This window comes from Modicisalibacter coralii (genome assembly GCF_004117855.1).
In the GTDB taxonomy this organism is placed as follows: domain Bacteria; phylum Pseudomonadota; class Gammaproteobacteria; order Pseudomonadales; family Halomonadaceae; genus Modicisalibacter; species Modicisalibacter coralii.
The window spans coordinates 40651-63023 of record NZ_QWBW01000018.1 but is presented as its reverse complement, the minus strand read 5'-3'; the positions used below and the strand labels follow the sequence as shown (position 1 = coordinate 63023).

General features: G+C 69.8%; 17 protein-coding genes. 16 read left to right on the top strand and 1 reads right to left on the bottom strand.

Going from position 1 to position 22373, the window contains the following annotated elements:
* Positions 1 to 82 precede the first annotated feature (82 nt).
* Genes D0901_RS11485 through D0901_RS11470 form a run of 4 tightly spaced genes read left to right on the top strand, consistent with a single transcriptional unit; the run spans position 83 to position 3760 of the window.
* Positions 83 to 1186, top strand: coding sequence for a TRAP transporter substrate-binding protein (locus D0901_RS11485; RefSeq protein ID WP_129140443.1), 1104 nt, complete (start codon positions 83 to 85; stop codon positions 1184 to 1186).
* Positions 1186 to 1821 (top strand): TRAP transporter small permease subunit, encoded by a 636-nt coding sequence (locus D0901_RS11480; protein ID WP_129140442.1) that lies wholly within the window; start codon positions 1186 to 1188, stop codon positions 1819 to 1821. Before D0901_RS11485 ends, D0901_RS11480 begins: the two co-directional genes overlap by 1 nt.
* Positions 1814 to 3169 carry a TRAP transporter large permease gene (locus D0901_RS11475; protein ID WP_129140441.1) on the top strand — a complete coding sequence of 452 codons (1356 nt, stop codon included), beginning with the start codon at positions 1814 to 1816 and terminating at the stop codon, positions 3167 to 3169. Before D0901_RS11480 ends, D0901_RS11475 begins: the two co-directional genes overlap by 8 nt.
* Before the next feature lie 15 nt (positions 3170 to 3184).
* Entirely contained in the window at positions 3185 to 3760 is a 576-nt protein-coding gene (locus D0901_RS11470) for a Rossmann-fold NAD(P)-binding domain-containing protein (RefSeq protein ID WP_129140440.1), read from the top strand.
* 4 nt (positions 3761 to 3764) lie between these two features.
* Here D0901_RS11470 and D0901_RS11465 read toward each other — a convergent pair whose 3' ends face one another.
* Positions 3765 to 4409, bottom strand: coding sequence for a TetR/AcrR family transcriptional regulator (locus D0901_RS11465; protein ID WP_129140439.1), 645 nt, complete (start codon positions 4407 to 4409; stop codon positions 3765 to 3767).
* 119 nt (positions 4410 to 4528) lie between these two features.
* On the opposite strand from D0901_RS11465, the gene D0901_RS11460 reads away from it, so the two are divergent.
* The 12 genes from D0901_RS11460 to D0901_RS11405 all read left to right on the top strand — a co-directional run bounded on the left by D0901_RS11460 (position 4529) and on the right by D0901_RS11405 (position 22303).
* Positions 4529 to 5716: an HlyD family secretion protein gene (locus D0901_RS11460; protein ID WP_233440408.1), complete on the top strand. Its 1188-nt coding sequence runs from the start codon at positions 4529 to 4531 to the stop codon at positions 5714 to 5716.
* Complete coding sequence (locus tag D0901_RS11455) at positions 5713 to 7266, top strand: DHA2 family efflux MFS transporter permease subunit (protein ID WP_203234856.1); 1554 nt, start codon at positions 5713 to 5715, stop codon at positions 7264 to 7266. The genes D0901_RS11460 and D0901_RS11455 overlap by 4 nt, the downstream gene beginning before the upstream one ends.
* A gap of 111 nt (positions 7267 to 7377) precedes the next feature.
* Positions 7378 to 7902 (top strand): (2Fe-2S)-binding protein, encoded by a 525-nt coding sequence (locus D0901_RS11450; RefSeq protein WP_129140438.1) that lies wholly within the window; start codon positions 7378 to 7380, stop codon positions 7900 to 7902.
* On the top strand, positions 7899 to 8918 hold the full coding sequence (locus D0901_RS11445) for an FAD binding domain-containing protein (protein ID WP_129140437.1): 1020 nt from the start codon (positions 7899 to 7901) through the stop codon (positions 8916 to 8918). Before D0901_RS11450 ends, D0901_RS11445 begins: the two co-directional genes overlap by 4 nt.
* The gene (locus D0901_RS11440) at positions 8915 to 11116 is read left to right on the top strand and encodes a xanthine dehydrogenase family protein molybdopterin-binding subunit (RefSeq protein ID WP_129140436.1); all 2202 of its coding nucleotides are present in this window, start codon (positions 8915 to 8917) and stop codon (positions 11114 to 11116) included. The genes D0901_RS11445 and D0901_RS11440 overlap by 4 nt, the downstream gene beginning before the upstream one ends.
* 192 nt (positions 11117 to 11308) lie before the next feature.
* Positions 11309 to 13216: a PhoX family protein gene (locus tag D0901_RS11435; RefSeq protein ID WP_129140435.1), complete on the top strand. Its 1908-nt coding sequence runs from the start codon at positions 11309 to 11311 to the stop codon at positions 13214 to 13216.
* A gap of 121 nt (positions 13217 to 13337) precedes the next feature.
* The gene (locus tag D0901_RS11430; RefSeq protein ID WP_129140434.1) at positions 13338 to 15545 is read left to right on the top strand and encodes a tRNA(Met) cytidine acetyltransferase TmcA; all 2208 of its coding nucleotides are present in this window, start codon (positions 13338 to 13340) and stop codon (positions 15543 to 15545) included.
* Positions 15546 to 15648: 103 nt separating this feature from the next.
* A complete protein-coding gene (gene cydD / locus D0901_RS11425; protein ID WP_129140433.1) occupies positions 15649 to 17445 on the top strand; it encodes a thiol reductant ABC exporter subunit CydD in 1797 nt (598 codons plus the stop codon).
* Positions 17445 to 19250, top strand: coding sequence for a thiol reductant ABC exporter subunit CydC (gene cydC, locus D0901_RS11420; protein WP_129140432.1), 1806 nt, complete (start codon positions 17445 to 17447; stop codon positions 19248 to 19250). The genes cydD and cydC overlap by 1 nt, the downstream gene beginning before the upstream one ends.
* A gap of 121 nt (positions 19251 to 19371) precedes the next feature.
* Complete coding sequence (locus tag D0901_RS11415) at positions 19372 to 20955, top strand: cytochrome ubiquinol oxidase subunit I (RefSeq protein ID WP_129140431.1); 1584 nt, start codon at positions 19372 to 19374, stop codon at positions 20953 to 20955.
* A 3-nt stretch (positions 20956 to 20958) separates the two neighbouring features.
* Positions 20959 to 22092 (top strand): cytochrome d ubiquinol oxidase subunit II, encoded by a 1134-nt coding sequence (gene cydB, locus D0901_RS11410; protein ID WP_129140430.1) that lies wholly within the window; start codon positions 20959 to 20961, stop codon positions 22090 to 22092.
* A gap of 16 nt (positions 22093 to 22108) precedes the next feature.
* Entirely contained in the window at positions 22109 to 22303 is a 195-nt protein-coding gene (locus D0901_RS11405; protein WP_129140429.1) for a hypothetical protein, read from the top strand.
* The last annotated feature ends 70 nt before the right edge of the window (positions 22304 to 22373 follow it).

Here is a 22373-nt window from a genome sequence, read left to right as displayed (position 1 = left end):
TTCGGTGTCCTGGCAGCTTCCTTGCTGGTCTCCTTCGAACCCCCGGATGGGGGACAACAACAACGCTCAAGGAGAACGCACCATGCCAAGTTCCGTCACCACTCGCTCGCTGCTGGCGTCGGCGGTCGGCCTGGCGGTCGCCGCCGCGGTCACTGTCCCCGCGCATGCCGAGGGGCCCAAGCAGCTCGACGTGGCCAGCACCTTCTCGACCCAGAACTTCCTCGGCGCCGGCGCCAAACATCTTTCCCAGGAACTCGAGACCGCCACCGGCGGCGCGGTGTCGCTACGCGTCCACGAGCCGGGCGATCTGGTGCCGCCCTTCGAGGTCTTCAACTCGGTGTCGTCGGGCGCCGTGCAGGCCGGCTGGGACTGGATCGGCTACTGGGCCGGCACCGTGCCGATCACCAACCTCTACGGCGCGCTGCCGTTCGGGCCCTCGCCGGAAGCCTTCATGTCGTGGATGTGGGCCGGCGAGGGCACCGAGCTGCTGCAGAAGGCCTACGATCCCTACGGCGTGAAGGTGCTGCCGTGCTTCATCTCGCCCCAGGAGACCGGCGGCTGGTACAACAAGGAGATCAATTCGCCGGAGGACTTCAGGGGCCTGTCGATGCGCATCTCGGGGCTGGGCGCCAAGGTGCTCAACAAGCTCGGCGCCTCGACCCAGCTGGTGCCGGGCAACGAGATCTACCTGGCGCTGGAGCGCGGACGTGTCGACGCCACCGAATTCTCGGTGCCGCAGGTCGATGCGGCGATGGGCTTCGACGAGGTCGCCAAGTATTACTACTTCCCGGGCTGGCACCAGAGCGCGAGCTGGTTCTCGCTGCTGGTCAATCAGCAGGTCTGGGACGAGTACAGCGACGAGCGCAAGGCACAGTTCGAGACCGCTTGTCGCGCCACCCTGCAGTGGGCGATGGCCGAGGCGCCTCCCGAGCAGGTGCGCACCATCCACAAGCTCGAGGAGAAGGGCGTGCAGGTCAAGCGCTTCCCGGACTCGGTGATCAAGGCGCTGCAGGATGCCTGGGTCGAGGTGCGCCAGGAGGAGATGGACCAGAACCCGGCCTTCGCCGAGGCCTACAAGTCGCTGATGCAGCACGTCAAGCTGATCGACGAGTGGTACGAGCTGCAGGCGCTGCCCGACCCGCAGCCGATCCGCGATAACGACGCCGGGTCCGAAGGAGGCGCCTGATGCCGCACGCCGACCTTGCGCCCTGGCGCAGTCGAGGCGGCGCGGTGTGCGAAGCCCTGGCCCGACCGCTGGTCGGGCTCGGGCTGTGGGTGGGTCGCGTCTCCAGCTGGCTGGTGCTGCTGGTGACGCTGGCCGTGCTCACCACCGTGACGCTCAACGCCCTGGGCATCAACGAGATCGCCGAATGGCAGACCCCGATGGTGCTGTTCGGCAAGGCCCTGACCATCAACAGCATTACCGAGCTGCAGTGGCACCTGTTCGGGATTCTCACCCTGCTCGGCGGCACCTATGCACTGCATCACGACAGCCACGTGCGCGTCGATCTGGTCTATCAGAAGCTCTCGCCGCGTGGCCGGGCGGTGATCGACATCCTCGGCCACCTGGTCTTTCTGATTCCGTTCTGCCTGCTGGTGGCCTGGCTCTCCAAGCACTTCGTGATGATGTCGTATCTCTCCGGCGAGCACTCCAACTACGGCGGGCTCACCGACCGCTACCTGATCAAGGCGATGCTGCCGATCGGCCTGGTGTTCCTGGCACTGGGCGCGTTGGGTCAGGTGCTGCACAACCTCGCCGGCCTGTTCGATCCGCGTCACCTGACACCCGCCCACGATACCCGGGAGGAGATCCATGGCTGAGTTCCTGGCGGAATACGCCCTGGCCCTGACGATGATCGTCACCCTGCTCGCGGGCATCTTCACCGGCTATCCGGTGGCCTTCCTGCTCGGCGGGCTGGGCATCGCCTTCGCCTTCATCGGCGACATCCCGCTGCCGTTCCTGGGTACCGTGGGCTCGCGCATCTTCGGCGGGGTGATCGAGAACTGGCTGATGATCGCCATCCCGCTGTTCGTGTTCATGGGGCTGATGCTCGAGCGTTCGGGGGTCGCCCGTCGGTTGCTGCTGACCCTGCAGCGGCTGTTCGGTCGCACCCATGGCGGGCTGGCCGTCTCGGTGGCACTGCTCGGCGTGGTGATGGCGGCGAGCACCGGCATCATCGGCGCCTCGGTGGTGATGCTGGGCCTCCTGGCGCTGCCGGTGATGCTCAAGCAGGGCTACCGCGCCGAGATGGCCTGCGGGGTGATCGCCGCCTCGGGCACCCTGGGGATCCTGATCCCGCCGTCGATCATGCTGGTGCTGATGGGCTCGATCCTGCAGGTCTCGGTGGGCGCGCTGTTCAAGGCCGCGCTGTTGCCGGGGCTGCTGCTGGGCGCGCTCTACGTCGCCTACCTGCTGATCACCGCGCGGCTCAAGCCGGACTGGGCGCCGCTCGCCGACCGCGATGCGGCGGACGCCGACACCACCCCGTTGCCGCTGGCGCTGCTGCGCGACCTGCTGGGGCCGGTGGCGCTGATCGTCGCCGTGCTCGGCTCGATCATGGCCGGCATCGCCACGCCCACCGAGGCGGCGGCGATCGGCGCCGCGGGCAGCCTGCTGCTGGCGCTGGTCATGCGCAGCCTGGACTGGGCGACCCTGCGCGAGGCGGTGCGCGAGACCTCGCGGACCTCGGCGATGATCCTGTTCGTGGTGATCGGCGCGACCTGCTTCTCGGTGGTCTTCAAGCGCCTGGGCGGCGACTACATGATCGAGTCGCTGATCACCGGCACCGGGCTCGGCCCCTACGGGCTGATGCTGCTGATCATGGGGCTGATCTTCGTGCTCGGCTTCTTCCTCGAGTGGATCGAGATCAGCTTCGTGGTGCTGCCGCTGGTCGCCCCGGTGATCGAGGCGCTCGACTTCGGCTACGGCCTGTCGGGCCAGGCGCTGCTGATCTGGTTCGCGATCCTGGTGGCGATCAATCTGCAGACCAGCTTCCTGACCCCGCCGTTCGGCTATGCGCTGTTCTACCTCAAGGGCATAACCGAGGGGCAGATCGGCATCGGCACCATCTACCGCTCGATCATCCCCTTCGTGCTGCTGCAGCTCACCGGGCTGATCCTGTGCCTGGTGTTTCCGGCGCTGGTGTTGTGGCTGCCGGGCCTCCTGTGAGAGGAGGGGATCGCTGTGCGTAAACGGGTCCTGATCGCCGGTGGCGGCGAGCTGCTCGAGGCGCTCGCCCGGGCCTTCCTCGAGGAGGGCGCGACGGTGGCGCTGCTCACGCCCGATGCACAGAGCCTCGAGCGGGTGCTCGACGGACTGGGCGGCGAGCGCGAGGACCGTTTCGGGCGGGTCGCGGGGGAGGGCGCGCTGGATGCGCTGCTGGGACGCCTGGCGCGGCTCGACGTGCTGGTCTGCGCGCCCCGACCGCTGGCGCGCAGCGTGCCCCTGGAGCGGCGCCTGAGCGAGCAGGTCGCCGGACCGTCGAGTCTTCTGCAGGTGGCCCGCGCCTGGATGCACAGCCGCGGCGGGGGCCGCCTGGTGGCGGTGGCGCCCGAGGGCGACAGTCAGGCGGCGAGCATGGTCCGCGAGGCCCTGGCGGCGCTGGTGCGGCGGTTGGCCGAGGCCAGTGGCCCGGGGACCCGCATCAACCTGCTCTGTCCGCAGGGGGCCTCGAGTGTGGCGGTGGCGGACTGCGCCCGCTTTCTCGGCGGAGGTGGTGGGCGGGCGCTCAATGGCCAGGTGTTGACCCTGTCAGCCTAGCATCTCAGCGCGGCACCAAGCCTCTCAGGAACACCGTCGTGCAGTGGCGGGCTCGCGCGTTACACGCCTCGGTGGTGGTCGAGATACGTCGCCCGAGCAGCGCATCGATATGCCATTCGCCGAGCAGCATGCCCATGAACATGCCGGCCGCCTCGCGGGGGTCGTCGATGACCAGCCGGCCCCGGGCGACCTGCTCGGCGAGGTAGGTGGCGAGTTCCCGGCGGATACGGTCGGGCCCACGACTCAGGAACATCTCGCCGAGTTCGGGGACTCGCTCGGCCTCGAAGGCCAGCCCCCGCTTGAGTCGCATGACCCCCGGGTCGAGGCTCAGCTCGAGCATCCGCCGCCCCAGGTCATAGAGGACCTGCTCGGGGACCGTCGCCTCGCGACGCCCCTCCTCGAGCACCACCCAGGCGGTGGCGATATGCCGCTCCAGAGCGGCCATGAACAGCCCCTCCTTGTTGCCGAACTGCTTGTACAGCGTGGCCAGCGAGCCGCCGGCGCGGGCGACGATCTCGTTGACGCTGGCGCCGGCGTAGCCCTGTTCGAGAAACACGTCGCGGGCGGCGTCGAGCAAGCGTTCCCGGCGTGCCAGGCCGCGGGCGTTGGTCTGCGGGGATGAGCGCGTGTCACGGTCGCAAGGGGGCATGCGCTGGCTCCTCGGTGGGCGATGTCGTTCGGCGTGGCGATGTAGTGTAGCATTCATTACACTATAGCGTCCGTCATCCGGCAATGGCGTCCGGGTGCGCAGCGAATCGAGGAGGCAACATGAAACAGGCGGGCAAGGTCGTGGTCGCCCTGGTCGCGGTCGTGGCCCTGGCGGCGCTGGCCTGGTGGGGCTGGCACTGGTGGCGGACCGGCCGCTTCCTCGAGGAGACCGACAACGCCTACGTGCACACCGACAGCGTGGCCATCCGCGCCGAGCTCTCGGCGCGCGTCGCCGAGGTGGCGGTCGACGACAACCAGTCGGTCGCACGCGGTGCCTTGCTGGTGCGCCTCGACGACGACAGCTATCGCGACCAAGTCAGCCAGGCGCAGGCGCAGCTCGCCGTGGCGATGGCCTCGATCGCCCAGGCGACGCGCCGGGTGGCACTCCAGCAGGCGGCGATCGACGAGGCCAGGGCCCAGGTCGAGGCCGCCCAGGCCGATGTCGACCAGGCCCGGCAGCATCTGGAACGCTCGTCGAAGCTGGCCTCGCGCAACTACGCCTCGCGTCAGCAGCGCGAGGACGACCAGGCGGCCCTGCGTGTCGCCCGGGCGACGCTCGCCGCGCGCGAAGCCTCGGTGATCTCGGCCAGGCGTCAACTGGCGGTCGCCGAATCCGACGTCGACAGTGCCCGGGCCAATCGCGACGCCGCCGAGGCCGATCTGGCCCGGGCCCGCCATCAGCTGGAGAAGACGCGTATCGTCGCCCCGCGCGACGGCGTGGTCGGCAATCTCACCGCCGAGGCGGGCACGCTCGCCCAGCCCTCGCTGACGCTGCTGCAACTGGTGCCCATCGAATCCGCCTACGTGGTCGCCAACTACAAGGAGACCCAGCTCGCGCGGATGCGCGTCGGCCAGCCGGTGGAGATCCACGTCGACGCTTATCCGGACATCACCTTCACCGGCGTGATCGACAGCCTGTCGCCGGCCACCGGCACCGAGTTCAGCCTGCTGCCGCAGGACAACGCCACCGGCAACTTCAACAAGATCGTCCAGCGGGTGCCGGTGAAGATCCGCGTCACCGGCCCCGACGATGCCCTGGGCCGGCTGCGCTCGGGGCTGTCGGTGGTCCCCGAGGTCGATACCCGCGAGCTGGACCCGGACGACGGCGGTGAACTGGCCGCGTCTGCCGGGACGCCGGCCACCGGGACACCGGCCGCCGGGACGCCGGCCGCCGGATCGCCGGCCGCCGGATCGCCGGCCGCCGGATCGCCGGCCGCCGGATCGCCGGCCGCCGGGAGCGGTTCGTGAGCGAAGCCGCTGTCGGCAGCGTCCGCCAGGGCGTCAGCGACATGCCGCCCTGGCCGCAGCGTATCGGCTTCATCGCCGCGGTGTTCGGCATGTTCATGGCGATCCTCGACATCCAGATCGTCGCCAGCTCGCTCAACGAGATCCAGTCGGGGCTGTCGGCCAGCGAGGACGAGATCTCCTGGGTACAGACCGCCTACCTGATCGCCGAGATCGTGATGATCCCGCTGTCGGGCATGCTGACGCGGATCCTGTCGACGCGGGTGGCGTTCACCCTGTCCTGCGCCGGCTTCACCCTGGCCAGCCTGGGCTGTGCGCTGACCACCTCGATCGAGCAACTGGTGATCCTGCGCGCCATCCAGGGGTTCGCCGGCGGGGCGATGATCCCCATCACCCAGGCGGTGAGCTTCTCGATCTTCCCGCGGCGGGTGATGGGCAGCGTGCAGGCGGTGATCGGCATGGTGGTGACCATGGCGCCGTCGGTGGGGCCGACGGTGGGCGGCTACATCACCGAACTGATGAGCTGGCACTGGCTGTTCCTGGCCAATGTTGTGCCCGGGGTGCTGGTGTGCTGGGCGGCCTGGACCTTCCTCGACATCGACGAGGCCGATCATGCCGTGGCCCGGCGGCTCGACGTGATCGGCCTGGTGTTGATCGCGGTATTCCTGGGCTCGCTGGAGTTCGTCCTCGAGGAGGGCCCCGGCGACGACTGGTTCGCCAGCGACCGGATCCTGATCACGACGGTCGTCTGTGTCCTCGCCGGGGTGTGGTTCTTCACCCGCACCTTGCGCCACGACCATCCGATCGTCGATCTGCATGCCTTCGCCAACCGCAACTTCGCGCTCGGCGCCGGGCTGGGGTTCATCATCGGCATCGCGCTCTACGGGCTGGTCTACATCATGCCGCTGTTCTTCGGCTACGTGCGTCACTACTCGAGCCTGCAGATCGGCGAGGTGATGTTCGTCACCGGGCTGACGATGTTCTGCTGCGCGCCGGTGGTCGGCCAGCTCTCCAACCGGCTCGACCTGCGCGTGCTGCTGCTCGCCGGTCTGCTGCTGGTGGGCATCGGCACCATGATGAACGCCGATCTGACCGTGGAGTCGGGCTTCTGGCAGTTCTGCTTGCCCCAGGTGATCCGCGGCATGGGGCTGATCCTGTGCATCATCCCCGCCTCGCGGATCGCGCTGGGCACCCTGCCGCCCGCCGAGGTGGGCAACGCCAGCGGGCTGTTCAACGTGATGCGCAACCTGGGGGGCGCGGTGGGTCTGGCGCTGCTCGACACGGTGCGCGACATCCGCGAGGACTTCCACTGGAACGCGCTGATTCCGGCGATCGACACCGGCCGCGAGGTGGTCGTCGCGGAAATCGCCAAGTATCAGGCGATGCTCGCCGGCTCGGTGCCGGATGCCTATCACGCCGCGGTGGGCATGATCGCCCAGCGGGTCTCGCAGCAGGCGATGGTGATGGCCTTCAACGACATCTTCCTGTGGCTGGGATTGATCTACCTGGCCAGCGTGCCGCTGGTGTTCCTGCTGAGAAAGATCGAGGCGTGACGCGCTAGCGTCGCGTTTGTCCTCCTCGGATTCCTTACCTAGGGTTAATGGGACCCTGGCGGCGTCCTGACAACGCCGCCCGGGCCCCGACCCGCTTCGATGAGGACCGGCATGATGGACCATTCCGACGCGCCCCCGCAGGATGCGGACGCGCTGACGGTGACGCTCACCGTCAACGGCGAGACCCACCGACTCACCCTGGCGCCCAACGTGGTACTGCTCGACGCCCTGCGCGATCGGCTCGGCCTGACCGGTACCAAGAAGGGCTGCGATCACGGCCAGTGCGGCGCCTGTACCGTGCATGTCGATGGCCGGGCGATCAATTCCTGCTTGCGCCTGGCGGCGATGTGCGAGGGCCGGGCGATCACCACCGTCGAGGGCCTGGCCCGCGACGGCGCCCTGCATCCCGTGCAGCAGGCCTTCCTCGATCAGGATGCCTACCAGTGCGGCTTCTGCACCTCGGGGCAGATGATGTCCGCCGCGGCGCTGCTCGACGACGGGCGGATCGGCGACTCCGACGCCGAGATCCGCGAGGCGATGAGCGGCAATCTCTGCCGCTGCGGCGCCTACAAGAACATTCTCGCGGCGATCCGTCAGGCCGAGTCCGAGGCGCGCGGCCGGGGAGGGGACGCATGAGACCCTTCGCCTTCGACACCGCCACGGATTCCGGCGCGGCGATCGCCATCCACGGCGGCGACGACCGACGTGCCTATATCGCCGGTGGCACCACCCTGATCGACCTGGTCAAGCTCGACGTCATGCGTCCCGCGGCACTGATCGACGTCAGCCGGCTGCCGCTGGCCGAGGTCGAACGCCTCGACGACGGTCGGCTGCGCATCGGCGCGGCGGTGACCAACAGCGAGCTTGCCCATCACCCGCTGGTCCGCGAACACTACCCGCTGCTCGCCCAGGCGATCCTCGCCGGCGCCTCGACCCAGATCCGCAACATGGCGACCACCGCCGGCAACGTCATGCAGCGTACCCGCTGCCCCTACTACCGCGATGCCGCGGCGGCCTGCAACCGTCGCGAGCCGGGCAGCGGCTGCGATGCCCTGCACGGCATCAATCGCATGCACGCAGTGCTCGGCGTCAGCGAGCAGTGCATCGCCACCCACCCCTCGGACATGTGCGTGGCGCTGGCCGCCCTGGGCGCGACCCTGACCCTCGAAGGGCCCGAGGGCCGGCGCGAGATCGCCTTCAACGACTTCCATCGCCTGCCCGCCGAGCACCCCGAGATCGAGCATGAACTCGCCCCCGGCGAGCTGATCACCCACGTCACCCTCGACACGCCGCTGGTCGGCGGCGGGGCGGCCTATCTCAAGCTGCGCGATCGCGCCTCCTACGAATTCGCCCTGGCCTCGGCGGGCGCCGTGGTCGCCCTGGAGGGCGAGGTGATCAGCGACGTGCGTCTGGCCCTGGGTGGCGTGGCGACCAAGCCGTGGCGCGCGGTGGAGGCCGAGCGGGCCCTCGACGGCCAGCCGGCGGTGGCGAGCTCCTTCGAGGTGGCGGCCGACGCGGCGCTGCAGGACGCGGTGCCCCGCGAGCACAATGCCTTCAAGATCCCGCTGGCCCGCCAGGCGATCGTGCGCGCCCTGCGTGACGCGACTGCGCGTGCCGGGACGACCACCACGACACGGGGGAATCAGGGATGACGACCCAGACCATCGGCCAGCGCACCCCGCGGGTGGACGGCGAGTTCAAGCTCACCGGCCGCGCCGACTACGCCGTCGATCACAGCGCGCCGGGCATGCTCATCGGCTACCCGGTGCCGGCGAGCATCGCCCACGGCACGCTTGCCGGGCTCGACCTGGAAACCGCCCGGGCGATGCCCGGGGTGGTCGATATCTTCCACCACGGCCATTTCCCGACCCTGGCCCGGTCGCCCAACAGCATGGCGCAGCAGAACGTGGTCAGCGAAGTGCGCCTGCCGTTCGAGGACACCCGCATCTACTACGACGGCCAGCTTGTGGCACTGGTGGTCGCGGAGACCTTCGAGCAGGCCCGCGCCGCGGCCCACGCCGTGCGCGCCGAGTATCACGAGGAAGCCGGGGCGATCAGCGGCCTGCTGCACACCGACCGCGACGGCGAGTGGCAGGCGGGGCAGGCGCGTTCCCGGGGCGAGCCCCGGGAAGCCTGGGAGCAGTCTCCCGTGCGCATCGACCGGACCTACACCATCGCCGCCGAGAGCCATGTGCCGATGGAGGTCCATGCCACCCTCGCCGAGTGGCGCGACGGCCGGTTGCGGGTCCACGAATCCAGCCAGGGGGTGCTCTTCCAGCGCAAGGCGATGGCGCGGATCTTCGACATCGCCGAGGAGGACGTCGAGGTGGTCTCGCACTACATCGGCTCCGGGTTCGGCAACAAGCTGTTCATGTGGCCCCATGCCGTGGCCACCGCGGCGGCGGCCCGCGAGGTGGGGCGGCCGGTGCGCACGGTGATGCCACGCCAGCAGGACATGGCCACCACCGGCAATCGCCCGGCCTCGCGTCAGCGCCTGCGCTTGGCCGCCGACGAGGCGGGGCGGCTCACCGCGATCCGCCACGACAGCACCACCGAGACCTCGCCCGTGCACACCCATGTCGATGCGGTGGGCTCGGCCACGCCCAGCCTCTATGCCTGCGACAACGTCGCGGTGGGCCAGCGGCTGGTCACCGTCAACCACGGCACGCCCTGCCCGATGCGCGGCCCCGGCGAGGTGTCGGGGCTGTTCGCCCTGGAATGCGCGATGGACGAGCTGGCCGGCGAGCTGGGCATCGACCCGCTCGATCTGCGCCGGCGCAATCATGCCGAGCGCGACCCCGGCAAGGATCTGCCCTGGTCGAGCAAGCATCTCGATGCCTGCTACGACAACGCCGCGGCCCGCTTCGGCTGGTCGCGGCGTGAGCCGGGCATCGGCGCGATGCGGGACGGCGACGAGATCCTCGGCTGGGGCATGGCCAGCTGTACCTGGTTCGCCGGCCGTCAGCCCTGCGCCGCGAGGGTCGAGCTGCACGCCGACGGCCACGTCACCGCCGCCTGCGGCACCCAGGACATCGGTACCGGTACCTACACCGTCGTCGCCCAGACCGTCGCCGAACTGACCGGGGTGCCGCTGTCGCGCATCGAGGTACGCCTCGGCGAGTCCAGCCTGCCGGCGGGGCCGCTCTCCGGCGGTTCGATGGCCACGGCGACCACCCTGCCGGCGGTGGCTGCGGCCACCCGCCAGGCCCTCGACGCCCTCAAGGAGGTCGCCACCGGCGATGGCGGGGCGTTTGCCGGTGTCGCGGGTGAATCCCTCGGCGTCGAGCAGGGCACGCTGACCGACGGTGGCGGCCGTCGGGTGGGCTTCGCCGAGGTACTCGAGGGCCTCCGGCTGGCCAGTGTCACCGGGGACGGCCAGGCTGCGCCGGGCGACGAGAAGACCCGCTACAGCTTCCGCTCGTTCGGCGCGCACTTCGTCGAGGTGCGCTGGGACCCGGGCATCTCGCGGCTGCGCGTCTCGCGGGTGGTCAGCGACTTCGACATCGGCCGGGCCATCAATCCCGCCACGGCGCGCAATCAGGTCGAGGGCAGCATCGTCATGGGCATCGGCATGGCACTGCTCGAGGGCCTCGATTACGATCCGCGCGACGCGCGGCTGGTCAACAACAACTACGCCGACTATCTGATCCCCACCCATGCCGACATGCCGGAGATCGACGTCGAGCTGCTCGATCACCCGGACTTCGCCTTCAATGAATTCGGGGCCCGCGGGGTCGGCGAGATCGGCCTGACCGGGATCGCCGCGGCGATCGCCAACGCCGTGTATCACGCCACCGGCAAGCGCCTCCGCGACCTGCCGATCCGCCTCGAACACCTGCTGGTGGAGTAGGCCGGCGGGGTCTTGGGTGGTGCCTTCTGATCGCTGCCCAGCGTGCCGCGCTGGGCAGTGTCGTGACGGACACATGATTGTCAGCGTCGCGTCATCTTGGCGCGCGATCATCCGGTCGTAGCGACCCGGCGCGACGCACCGTCGGCGCCGGTCGACCGTGACCCGATCCGCCTGATGACCAAGGACCATCTCATGACCCAGTCTGTCGATAGCAACCGCCGCCGCCTGCTCGGCTTCATGGCGGGGGCTCCGCTGTTGCCGCTCGCCGGCGGGCTCGCCGGCTTGACGACCAGCGGTTCCGCGCTCGCCGCCGGCGATGTCACCCTGGCCTCGGTGAGCTTCCTGCCGATGCCGGCGCCCTCGCTGAGCAACCCGGCCGCCATGGCGACCACCACCATCGGTTCGGCGATGCAGTTGCACATGAGTGACGGCACCAGTCGCCAGGTCAAGCTGGCCTATCATCCCTTCTTCATCACCGGCGACCGGGTGCCCGACGGCCAGGGCGGCACGCTGGTCGCCGGCGGCTACTACGACATCGACAATCGGCCGATCCTGGATCCCTCGGCCGGCAATCGCCAGTTCTTCTCCGACTGCCCGGATGGCACCAGCCTGCTGACGGTCGAGAATGCCCGGGTCGATGGCGTGTACGGCAATCCGGTGTTCGCCGTCGTGCAGTTCGAGTACACCACCCGCAACGGCGCCGACGAGTCGATGTACGGCCGGCTGCCCTCGCCGATCGCGGTGCTGACCCTGGATCAGAACCCGGAAACCGGCGAGCTGACACTGGTCAAGTACCACAACGTCGACACCTCGCCGGTGGGCGGGCTGTGGATCACCTGCGGCGCCAGCCTGTCGCCCTGGGGCACGCACCTGGCCAGCGAGGAGTACGAGCCGGACGCCGCGGTCGCCGACGACGCCGAGTTCAAGAGCTTCTGCCGGCATCTGTTCGGCGACGAGACGCGCGGTACGCCCTACAATTACGGCCACCTGCCGGAAGTCACCGTCCATCCGGACGGCAGCGGCAGCGTCGTCAAGCACTACAACCTCGGGCGCATTTCCCACGAGCTGATTCAGGTCATGCCCGACGAGCGCACCGTGCTGATGGGCGACGACGCCACCAACGGCGGGCTGTTCATGTTCGTCGCCGACCAGCCGCGGGACCTGTCGTCCGGCACGCTGTACGTGGGCAAGTGGAGCCAGGTCTCCGGGGTGGGGCCCGGCGCCGGCGACATCGGCTGGATCCGCCTGGGACACGCCACCAGCGCCGAGATCCAGAAACTGGTCGACGACGGCATCCAGGCGGCGGACATCATGGACATCCGCACCGAGGACCCGCAGGACGCCAGCTTCACCCGCATCCCCTACAGCGGCAAGACCAACTGGATCAAGCTCGAGCCGGGCATGGAGAAGGCCGCGGCCTTCCTCGAGACCCATCGCTACGCGGCGCTCAAGGGCGCGTCGATGGGCTTCACCAAGATGGAAGGCACCACCGTCAACGCCGCCGACAAGACGGCCTATTCGGCCATGTCCTACATCTACAAGACGATGACCGACGGCAGCAACGAGATCCATGTCGAGGGGCCGGTCGCCGGCGCGGTCTACGCGCACACCCTGCGCGGTGGCCAGCAGGACAGCGACGGCCAGCCCATCGACAGCGAGTGGGTGTCGGTGCACATGGCGGTGCCGCCCAACCTGGTCGGCGAGGACCTGGCCGAGCCCGACGCGCTGGGCAACACGGCGCATGCCGAGCGCATCGCCAACCCGGACAACATCAAGTACTCCGAGGAGCTGCGCACGCTGTTCATCGGCGAGGACAGCGGCAACCACGTCAACAACTTCCTGTGGGCCTACAACGTCGACAGCGGCAAGCTGGCCCGTCTCATGTCGTGCCCGGCGGGTGCCGAGTCCACCGGCCTGCAAGCCGTCGACTCGGTCAATGGCTGGACCTACATCATGAGCAACTTCCAGCACCCCGGGGACTGGGAAAGCCCGCTGCACGACAAGGTCCGCGAGACGCTCGACCCCTACGTGCGCGCCAATTACAAGGACCGCTACGGCGCCGCGGTGGGCTATATCACCGGCATGCCCAAGCTGAGCTGAGTCGAACCCTCAGTCGCTCCACCGGGCCGCCGCCACGGCGTCCCGGCCCGCCACCCATCGCCGAGGCCTGTGCCGTTGACCGCGCTGGCCTCGGCGGCGCGCATGACGCATCCTGTGCGCCATGCACGCTTCCCTGACCGAGTCTCTCGCTTCGCTGCGCCATTGCCTGGTCGCGCGCCGCCACCGTGCCCTGCTGTGGGTCGACGGCGAGCCCGCCGAGGCCGTCGCCCGGGGGCTGGCCCTGTGGCGTGCCGGCGATTGGCGGGACCCTCTGTGGCTGGGCCCCGCGTCACCGGATGCGGGCATCGCGGCGCTGCCCGCCGCCAAGGCACGCACCCGACTGGGCGGCGAGCACGATCTGGTGGTGATCGATGGCGTCTCCGCAACAGGCGGCTTCGACCCCGACGCCTTCGGCGCCGTGTCGGGCACCGTGCGCGCCGGCGGGCTGCTGGTGCTGCTGACCCCGCGTGCCTGGCGCGAGGGCGTTCCCTGTCCCGATGCCGATTACGCGCGCCTGGCCGCCTGGCCGCATGCCCGCGAGAGCCTGCCGGCACGAACGCTCGGCCGCCTCGCCCGGCAGCTCGCCGCCTCGCCGCTGACCCTGCACTGGCCGGCCGCCGCCGCCCTGCCGACACTCGCGCTGCCCGCGGCACCGGCCTTCGCGCCGTCTCCCGTCGAGGACGCCGACTGCCTGACGGCCGATCAGGCCCAGGCCGTGAGACGCCTCGAACGCCTGCGCCGGCGTCGTCCGCTGGTCATCAGCGCCGATCGCGGCCGCGGCAAGAGTGCCGCGCTGGGCATCGCCGCGGCACGGCGACTGGCCGCCGGCGAGAGCGAGCTGTGGTTGACCGCCCCGCGATCCGCCGCCGTGGAGCCGGTCTTCGCGCGCCTCGCCGCGTTGCTGCCCGAGGGGCGGCGCGAGGGCCAGGCGTTCTCGGTCGACACCTCGCGCGGTGTCTCGGTGCTGCGCTTTCTGGCGCCGGACGCCGTCGAGCCGGCGCTCGCCGGCCCCGGAGTCGATCCGCGCTCGCCGCCCACGCTGTTCGTCGACGAGGCGGCGGCGATCCCCGCGCCGCTGCTCGGACGCTGGCTGGCGGCGTTTCCGCGGCTCGCCTTCGCCACCACCGTGCACGGTTACGAGGGCACCGGGCGGGGGTTCGCGGTGCGCTTTCGCGCGCGACTCGACCGCGATACCCCCGACTGGCGCGCCTGTTCGCTCGACGCGCCGGTGCGCTGGGCCCCGAATGATCCGCTCGAAGCGCTGACCCGCGACCTGCTGCTGCTCGACGCCGAGCCCGCCACGGACGCCGACGTGGCGGCGGCGCTCGCGCGTGGCGACGGGTTGCGCTATCGCACCCTCGACCGCGCGGCCCTGGCCGGCGACGAGCGCCGCCTCGCCGAACTGTTCGGCCTGCTGGTCCAGGCTCACTACCGCACCACGCCGGGCGACCTGCGCCAGCTGCTCGATGCCCCGGACGTGCAGGTGCTCACCGCCGACGTCGCGGGGCACTGCGTGGGGGTCTGTCTGGCGCAGGCCGAGGGCGGTTTCCCGCGTGATCTGGCCGAGGCGGTGCGGCTCGGTCGGCGTCGCCCGCGGGGGCATCTGCTCGCCCAGTCGCTGGCCGCCCACGGCGGCTGGCGCGAGGCCGCCGAGGCGCGCTGGTGGCGCATCCAGCGCATCGCCGTGCATCCCGCCGCGCGGCGGCGCGGTATCGCCACGCGGCTGGTGGCGACGCTGGCCGCGCGGGCGCACGATGCCGGTATCGATCAACTGGGTGTCAGCTACGGTGCCGAGCCGACGCTGCTCGCTTTCTGGCGCGCCCAGGGCTTCGTCAGTCTGCGCCTGGGGCTGAGTCGTGAGGCCGCCAGCGGCGAACACGCGCTGATGATGGGGCGTGCGCTTCACGCCGCTGCCGAGGCGCGTTTGTCGGGGTGGCGCGACGACTTCCAGCGCCTGCTGCCGAGCCTGCTGGGCACGGCGCTGGCCGCGCTGCCCCCCCGGCTGGTCACCCGCTTGCTCGACGAGGCGCCGGTGCCGGCGCTGGACGCGGCGACCCGCGAGCGCACCGCCTGGTTCGCCGCGGGGGGCGGCGAGCTGGCGCTGGTGCGGCCGTGGCTGGCGCGGGCCTTTCGAATCGTGCGTCACCAGTCGCCGCGAACCTTGAGCGATGAGGCGTGGGACGACCTGGTGGCGCCGCTCTTTCTGGGCCGCGACGCGCCGGCGGGAGACGAGGGCGGGGCGGGGCGCAAGGCCCGGCTGCAGCACCGGCGCGAGCTGGCGGCACGCCTGAGCGAGGCGCTCGAGGCGCAGCATCGTGAACCACGTTGATGCAGGTCAAGGGGTGAAGGCGCACAGCGCGTAGACTGGCCCGAAATGGACGGCGGTGCGCCGCGTCCCATAACCAGACTGACTCCCTGACTCCGGTTCCGCGATGCAAACCACAACGACCACTCCCCTCGGCTGGCTCAAGCAGGAGAGCCGCCGCGTACGCACGCCCGTCGCCTGGGCCATCGGCCTGGGGCTCGCCAGCGGCGTGCTGCTGATCGTCCAGGCGACCCTGCTCGCCCACGTCGCCGATGGCGCGATCTTCCAGCAGGCGCCGCTGGCCACGCTGTGGCCGGCGTTCGCCGCCATGCTGGCGATCCTGCTGCTGCGCGGCGGGCTGACCTACGCCGTCGAACACTTTGCCTTCACGGCGGCGAGCACCGTCAAGCTCGCGGTGCGCGAACGCCTGATGGGCCAGCTGCAGGCGCTGGGGCTGGTCTGGCAGCGCGGCGCCCAGACCGGCGACGTGGTCAACACCGTCACCGACGGCGTCGAACACCTCGAGGCCTACTACGCCCGCTACCTGCCGCAGACCGCGCTGGCGGCGCTGATCCCGCTGGCGATCCTGGCGGTGATCCTGCCCATCGACTGGGTCTCGGCGTTGATCCTGATGGTCACCGCGCCGCTGATCCCGGTGTTCATGATCTTCATCGGCAAGGGCGCGGAGAAGCTCAACCAGCGCCAGTGGCGGCGCATGGGCCAGCTTTCCGGGCACTTCCTCGACGCCCTGCAGGGGCTGACCACCCTCAAGGTCTTCAACCTGGGGCGGCGCGAGGCGCGGCTGATCGAACGGCTCTCCGACGAGTACCGCACCAGCACGCTCAAGGTGCTGCGCCTGGCCTTCGTCTCGTCACTGGTGCTGGAGTTCCTGGCCACGGTGAGCATCGCCCTGGTCGCGGTGCTGATCGGTTTCCGGCTGCTGTGGGGCGAGCTGGACTTCGAGTCGGGCTTTCTGGTGCTGCTGCTGGCACCGGAGTTCTACCTGCCGCTGCGCAACATGGGCGGGGTCTATCACGCGCGCATGGAAGCCCTCGGGGCCGCCGAGCGCATCGTCGAACTGCTCGACGCGCCGACCCTGGAGTGGACCGGCACGCGGCGCGACGGTCTCGGCCCGGGGCAGGTGCCGCGGGTCGAGCTGGCCGGGCTCGGCTACACCTATCCCGCCGACGACGTCGCCAGCGACGATGACGCCACCGCCGGCAAGGCACCGGTGCCGCGCCAGCCGGCGCTGGATGACGTCTCGCTGAGCATCGCCCCCGGCGAGACGGTCGCGGTCGTCGGCCCCTCGGGCGCCGGCAAGAGCACCCTGGCGCTGATGCTGCTGGGCCTGCTGCGCCCCGATCGCGGTGCGGTCAGCGTCGATGGCGTGGCCCTCGACGAGATCGACATCGCTGCCTGGCGCGAGACCCTGGCCTGGGTGCCGCAGCAGCCGCGGCTGTTCTTCGGCACGCTGCGCGACAACCTCTGCCTGGGGCGGGGCGTCGACGACGCGGCCCTGTGGCGTGCCCTCGAGCAGGCCCAGGCTCGGGACTTCGTCGCCGCCCTGCCGCAAGGGCTCGACACGCCGCTCGGCGAACGCGGCCTGCGTCTGTCCGGCGGCGAGGCGCAGCGTCTGGCGATCGCCCGGGCCCTGGTGCGCGACGCCGGCTTCGTGGTCGCCGACGAGATCAGCGCGCATCTCGATGCCGACAACGAGCGCGCCCTGGTCACGGCCCTGAAGGCGTTGGGCGAGGGGCGCAGCCTGGTGATCATCGCCCACCGTCTGGCGACCGTGCGCCACGCCGATCGCATCGTGGTGCTCGAGGGCGGACGCGTGAGCGAGCAGGGCAGCCACGATGAACTGCTCGCCGCCGGCGGGCGCTATGCCCGGCTGGTCTCGGGCACTGCCGGGGAGGCACTGTGATGAGCGATCTGCGCTGGTGGCTGACCCTGGCCCGCCCCTATCTCGGCTACTTCGTGCTGGGCATCCTGCTCAGCGTGGTGACCGTCTCCGCCAACATGGCACTGCTCGCCGTCTCGGGCTGGTTCCTGGCCAGCATGGCGGCGGCGGGGCTGGCGTCGGCGGACTTCAACTACTTCACGCCGGCGGCGTTGATCCGCGGCCTGGCGATCACCCGCACCGGCGGGCGTTATCTCGAGCGGCTGGTCAGCCACGACGCCACGCTGCGTCTGCTCACCGGTTTGCGGGTGTGGTTCTACCGCCAGGTGGAGCCGCTTTCGCCGCTGCAGTTGCAGGGCCTGCGCAGCGGCGACCTGCTGGCGCGCATCCGCGCCGACATCGACACCCTGGACAACGTCTACCTGCGGCTGTTGACCCCGGCGGTGGTGGCGCTGGTCTGCGTGACCGGGGCGGTGGCCGTGCTCGCCGTCTACAGCCCGGCGGTGGCGCTGGTCGATCTGGCCCTGCTGCTGGCGGCCGGGGCCTTGTTGCCGGCGCTGGTCGAGCGGCTCGGGCGGCGTCCCGGGGCCGAGGCGGTCGAGGTCGGTGCGGCGCTCAAGGCCGAGGTGGTCGACGCCGTCGAGGGCCTCGGCGAGCTGACGGTGTTCGGTGCCCTCGACGAACGCCGCCGCCGGGTCGACGAACTGGGGCGGCGCTGGATCGCCTGTCAGGCGCGCCTGTCGCGGCTCTCGGGGCTGTCCCAGGCCGGGGTGCTGGTTCTCACCCATCTGGCGGTGCTGGCCACCGCCTGGCTGATGGTGCCGCGGCTGCAGTCACCGGGGGTATCGGCAGTGGACTTCGCGCCGGTGGTGCTGCTGGCGATGGGCTGTTTCGAGGCCGTGGCCCAGTTGCCCGGCGCCTGGCAGGCACTGGGCCAGATGCGTGCGGCGACCCGTCGGCTGCGCGCCTTCGAGGCGTTGCGCCCGGCAGTGGCCGAGCCCCGGACCCCGGCCGATGCGCCCGCGGGGGATGCGCTGCGCTTCGTCGGAGTCGGCGTGCGCCACGCGGCGGAGGGCGCGGCGGCGCTGGAGGGCCTCGATCTGGCCATCGCCCCGGGCGAGCGTCTCGCCCTGGTGGGCCCCAGCGGCGCCGGCAAGAGTACCGTCGCCCAGCTGCTGCTGCGGCTGGTCGAAGCCGAGCGCGGCACCCTGCACTGGGACGACCGACCGATCGGCGACTATCGCAGCGAGGACCTGCGCGCGCGCATCGCCTACGTGCCGCAGAAGATCTACCTGTTCCACGCCACGGTGCGCGACAACCTGCTGATCGGCAACCCCGAGGCCGACGAGGACGCGATGATCGAGGCCGCACGGCTGGCCTGCCTGCACGACGAGATCCTGGCGCTCCCCGAGGGCTACGACACCCTGGTGGGCGAGGAGGGGCTCAAGCTGTCCGGTGGCCAGATCCGTCGCCTGGGCATCGCCCGGGCGCTGCTGCGCGACGCGCCCCTGGTGATCCTCGACGAGCCCTGCGAGGGGCTGGACAACGCCACCGCGGCCCGCCTGTGGCGCAACCTGGACGGCTATCTGGCGGGGCGCACGCTGCTGCTGATCAGCCACCACATGGCCTGGGTGCGCGACGTCGATCGCGTGGTGATGCTCGAACGGGGTCGTCTATTGGCCGCGGGCGATCACGCCACGCTGATGCGCGACTGCGCCGATTACCGACGTCTCGCCGGGGGCGGCCTGTCGGGTGGCGCCAGTGACGATGAAAGCGCCTGCGACGCCGCGTCGCGGCCTGTCGATGCCACCCCCCTGAACGGCCCTTGATGCAGGTCAAAAGGCCCGTTCGGGCGTTGGTTTACCCTGATTGGGTATCTTTCCCCGGTCTCGCTTGCGTCTCGCATCGGGCGCCGGTTTCGCAGCAGGGATCATAGAGAGCACCTCCGCCATGCAAGAACTAGACACCGTCATAGAGTTGTCGCGGCTGCAGTTCGCGGCCACGGCGCTGTACCACTATCTCTTCGTGCCGCTCACGCTGGGCCTGTCGGTCCTGCTGGCGACCATGGAGACCATCTACGTCATCACCGGGCGCGACATCTACCGGCAGATGACCCACTTCTGGTCGAAGCTGTTCGCCATCAACTTCGCCCTGGGGGTGGCCACCGGGCTGACCATGGAGTTCGAGTTCGGCACCAACTGGTCGACCTACTCGCACTTCGTCGGCGACATCTTCGGTGCGCCGCTGGCCATCGAAGGGCTGATGGCGTTCTTCCTCGAGTCGACCTTCGTCGGCCTGATGCTGTTCGGCTGGGGCAAGCTGTCCCGCGGCAAGCATCTGCTGGTGACCTACATGGTGGCGCTGGGCTCCAACCTTTCGGCGCTGTGGATCCTGGTCGCCAACGGCTATATGCAGAACCCCGTCGGCTCGGTGTTCAACCCCGACACCATGCGCATGGAGCTGACCAGCCTGCCGGATCTGATCTTCAGCCCCGAGGCCCAGGCCAAGTTCGTCCACACCAGCATCGCCGGCTACGTGACCGCGGCGATCTTCGTGGTGGGCATCAGCGCCTTCTACCTGCTGCGTCGCCGCCACATCGAGCTGGCCAAGCGTTCCTTCCGGGTCGCCGCGCTGTTCGGCGTGTTCGCCACCGTCGGCGTGATCTCGCTGGGTGACGCCCTGGGCTTCATCAACGGCAGCGCCCAGCCCACCAAGCTCGCCGCCATGGAAGGGCTGTGGGAAACCGCCGAGGCACCGGCCGGCTTCAACCTGATCGCCTGGCCCAACCAGGAGGAAAAGCGCAACGACTTCGAGGTCCAGGTGCCTTACCTGCTCACCCCGCTGGTCACCCACACCTTCGACGAGTCGATCCCCGGCGTGAACGACCTGGAAGCCGACGCCGAGACCAAGATCCGCGACGGTATCCCGGCACTGATCGCGCTGCAGACCCTGCGCGAAAACCCCGACGATGCCGAGGCACGGGCGACCTTCGACGCCCATCAGGACAACCTGGGCTACGCGCTGCTGGTCCAGCGCTACGCCGAGGACGTCTCCCAGGCCACCGATGCGCAGATCGCCAAGGCGGCGGCCGACACCATTCCGCCGGTGGCGACGGTGTTCTGGTCATTCCGCGTCATGGTGGTCACGGCCTTCTTGATGATGGCCTTCCTGATCCTCGCGGTCATCTACTCGCTGCGCGGTACCCTGCATCGGCATAACTGGTTCCTGCGCCTGGCACCGTGGATGATTCCGGTTCCGTTCATCGCCAACGAGGCCGGCTGGATCGTCGCCGAACTGGGTCGCCAGCCGTGGACGGTCTACGGCCAACTGCCGACCTGGTTGTCTGCCTCCACCCACAGCGTCGGTTACATGGTCTTCTCACTGATTGGCTTCGTACTGCTCTACACCCTGTTCATCGTCATCGAGATGTTCCTGATGGTGAAATTCATCCGCCTGGGGCCGAGCGAGGGCAAGCACGAATCGCCTGCCGAGCCGACCTCTCAACGTCATTCATCCCAGTGGAGCGAGGCCTGAGCCATGGATCCGTACATTCTACTCAAGGTGACCTGGTGGGTACTGCTGGGCGTGCTGTTGATCGGCCTGGCGGTGATGGTCGGCATGGACATGGGCGTCGGCGCCGCGCTGCGCTACCTGGGCCGTACCGACGGTGAGCGTCGCGCGGTGATCAACATGATCGCCCCGCACTGGGACGGCAACCAGGTGTGGTTCATCCTCGGCGGCGGCGCGGTGTTCGCCGCCTGGCCGACCATCTACGCCACCGCCTTCTCGGGGCTCTATGTGGTCATGCTGGTGCTGCTGTGGTCGATGATCGTGCGTCCGCTGGGCTTCGAGTACCGCAGCAAGCTGCCCGGCGAGCGCTGGCGCGGTGCCTGGGACTGGATGCTGTTCGTCTCCGGCGCGGTACCGATGATCGTCTTCGGCGCGGCGATGGGCAACATGCTGGAAGGCGTACCCTTCCACTTCTCCTGGAACATGATCTCCTACTACACCGGCAGCTTCATCAGCCTGTTCAACCCCTTCGCCGTGCTGTGCGGGGTGATGTCGCTGGCGCTGGCGCTCTATCAGGGCGGGGCGATGGTGATGAACCGCGGTACCGGGGTGATTCGCGAGCGCGCCTGCCGGCTGGTCACCGTCGCCGGTCTGGCGGCCCTGGCGGTGTTCACCATCTGCGGCATCTGGGTGTCGATGATGCATGGCTACGAGATCACCGCGGGCGGCGATCCCGCCGGCCCGGCATTGCCGCTCAACAAGACCGTGGAAACCGCGTCCGGTGCCTGGCTCGCCAATTATGGCGCGCATCCGGCGCTGTGGCTGATCCCGGCGGCGGTCTACCTGGCCGTGCTGGGCGGCATCGCCGCGGCCCGCGCCGGCCTGTCGCACCTGGCCTGGTGGCTGGGCGCGTTGGCCTGGGCCGCCACCCTGGTCACGCTGGGCACGGCGATGTTCCCGTTCCTGATGCCGTCCTCCAGCGAACCCAGCCACAGCCTGACCGTTTGGGACGCCTCCTCGAGCCTGGGCACGCTGGGCTGGATGCTGGCCTTCACCGCGGTCTTCATCCCGATCATCGGTATCTACACCAGTTGGGCCTTCTGGGTGATGCGCGGCAAGGTGACGCCGGAATCGATCGCCCACGACGAACACGCCTACTGATTGCGGAGCGCGCACCATGAAACAGATTCTGATCTTTCTCTTCTGGCTGCTCATCGCCGTGGTGGCGATCGCCCTGACCATCGTGCTGGGCGAGCGTGGCGCCTGGTATTTCGCCTGGGTGCTGGGCACGGTGATGATCGTGCTGATCGCCGCGGCGGGTACGGCGATCATCGACGCCCGTTACGAGGAGCATCACGACGATCAGTACTGAACGCGGCTGCGTTCTCTGAGTCCCCGACGCCCCGGCCATCACGCCGGGGCGTCGGCGTTTCTGGGGGGGC

Excerpts from the sequence above, each read along its gene's own strand:
- D0901_RS11485 (WP_129140443.1), top strand. The coding sequence starts at position 83 with ATGCCAAGTTCCGTCACCACTCGCTCGCTGCTGGCGTCGGCGGTCGGC.
- D0901_RS11480 (WP_129140442.1), top strand. The coding sequence starts at position 1,186 with ATGCCGCACGCCGACCTTGCGCCCTGGCGCAGTCGAGGCGGCGCGGTG.
- D0901_RS11475 (WP_129140441.1), top strand. The coding sequence starts at position 1,814 with ATGGCTGAGTTCCTGGCGGAATACGCCCTGGCCCTGACGATGATCGTC.
- D0901_RS11465 (WP_129140439.1), bottom strand. The coding sequence starts at position 4,409 with ATGCCCCCTTGCGACCGTGACACGCGCTCATCCCCGCAGACCAACGCC.
- D0901_RS11460 (WP_233440408.1), top strand. The coding sequence starts at position 4,529 with ATGAAACAGGCGGGCAAGGTCGTGGTCGCCCTGGTCGCGGTCGTGGCC.
- D0901_RS11450 (WP_129140438.1), top strand. The coding sequence starts at position 7,378 with ATGATGGACCATTCCGACGCGCCCCCGCAGGATGCGGACGCGCTGACG.
- D0901_RS11445 (WP_129140437.1), top strand. The coding sequence starts at position 7,899 with ATGAGACCCTTCGCCTTCGACACCGCCACGGATTCCGGCGCGGCGATC.
- D0901_RS11440 (WP_129140436.1), top strand. The coding sequence starts at position 8,915 with ATGACGACCCAGACCATCGGCCAGCGCACCCCGCGGGTGGACGGCGAG.
- D0901_RS11435 (WP_129140435.1), top strand. The coding sequence starts at position 11,309 with ATGACCCAGTCTGTCGATAGCAACCGCCGCCGCCTGCTCGGCTTCATG.
- D0901_RS11430 (WP_129140434.1), top strand. The coding sequence starts at position 13,338 with ATGCACGCTTCCCTGACCGAGTCTCTCGCTTCGCTGCGCCATTGCCTG.
- cydD (WP_129140433.1), top strand. The coding sequence starts at position 15,649 with ATGCAAACCACAACGACCACTCCCCTCGGCTGGCTCAAGCAGGAGAGC.
- cydC (WP_129140432.1), top strand. The coding sequence starts at position 17,445 with ATGAGCGATCTGCGCTGGTGGCTGACCCTGGCCCGCCCCTATCTCGGC.
- D0901_RS11415 (WP_129140431.1), top strand. The coding sequence starts at position 19,372 with ATGCAAGAACTAGACACCGTCATAGAGTTGTCGCGGCTGCAGTTCGCG.
- cydB (WP_129140430.1), top strand. The coding sequence starts at position 20,959 with ATGGATCCGTACATTCTACTCAAGGTGACCTGGTGGGTACTGCTGGGC.
- D0901_RS11405 (WP_129140429.1), top strand. The coding sequence starts at position 22,109 with ATGAAACAGATTCTGATCTTTCTCTTCTGGCTGCTCATCGCCGTGGTG.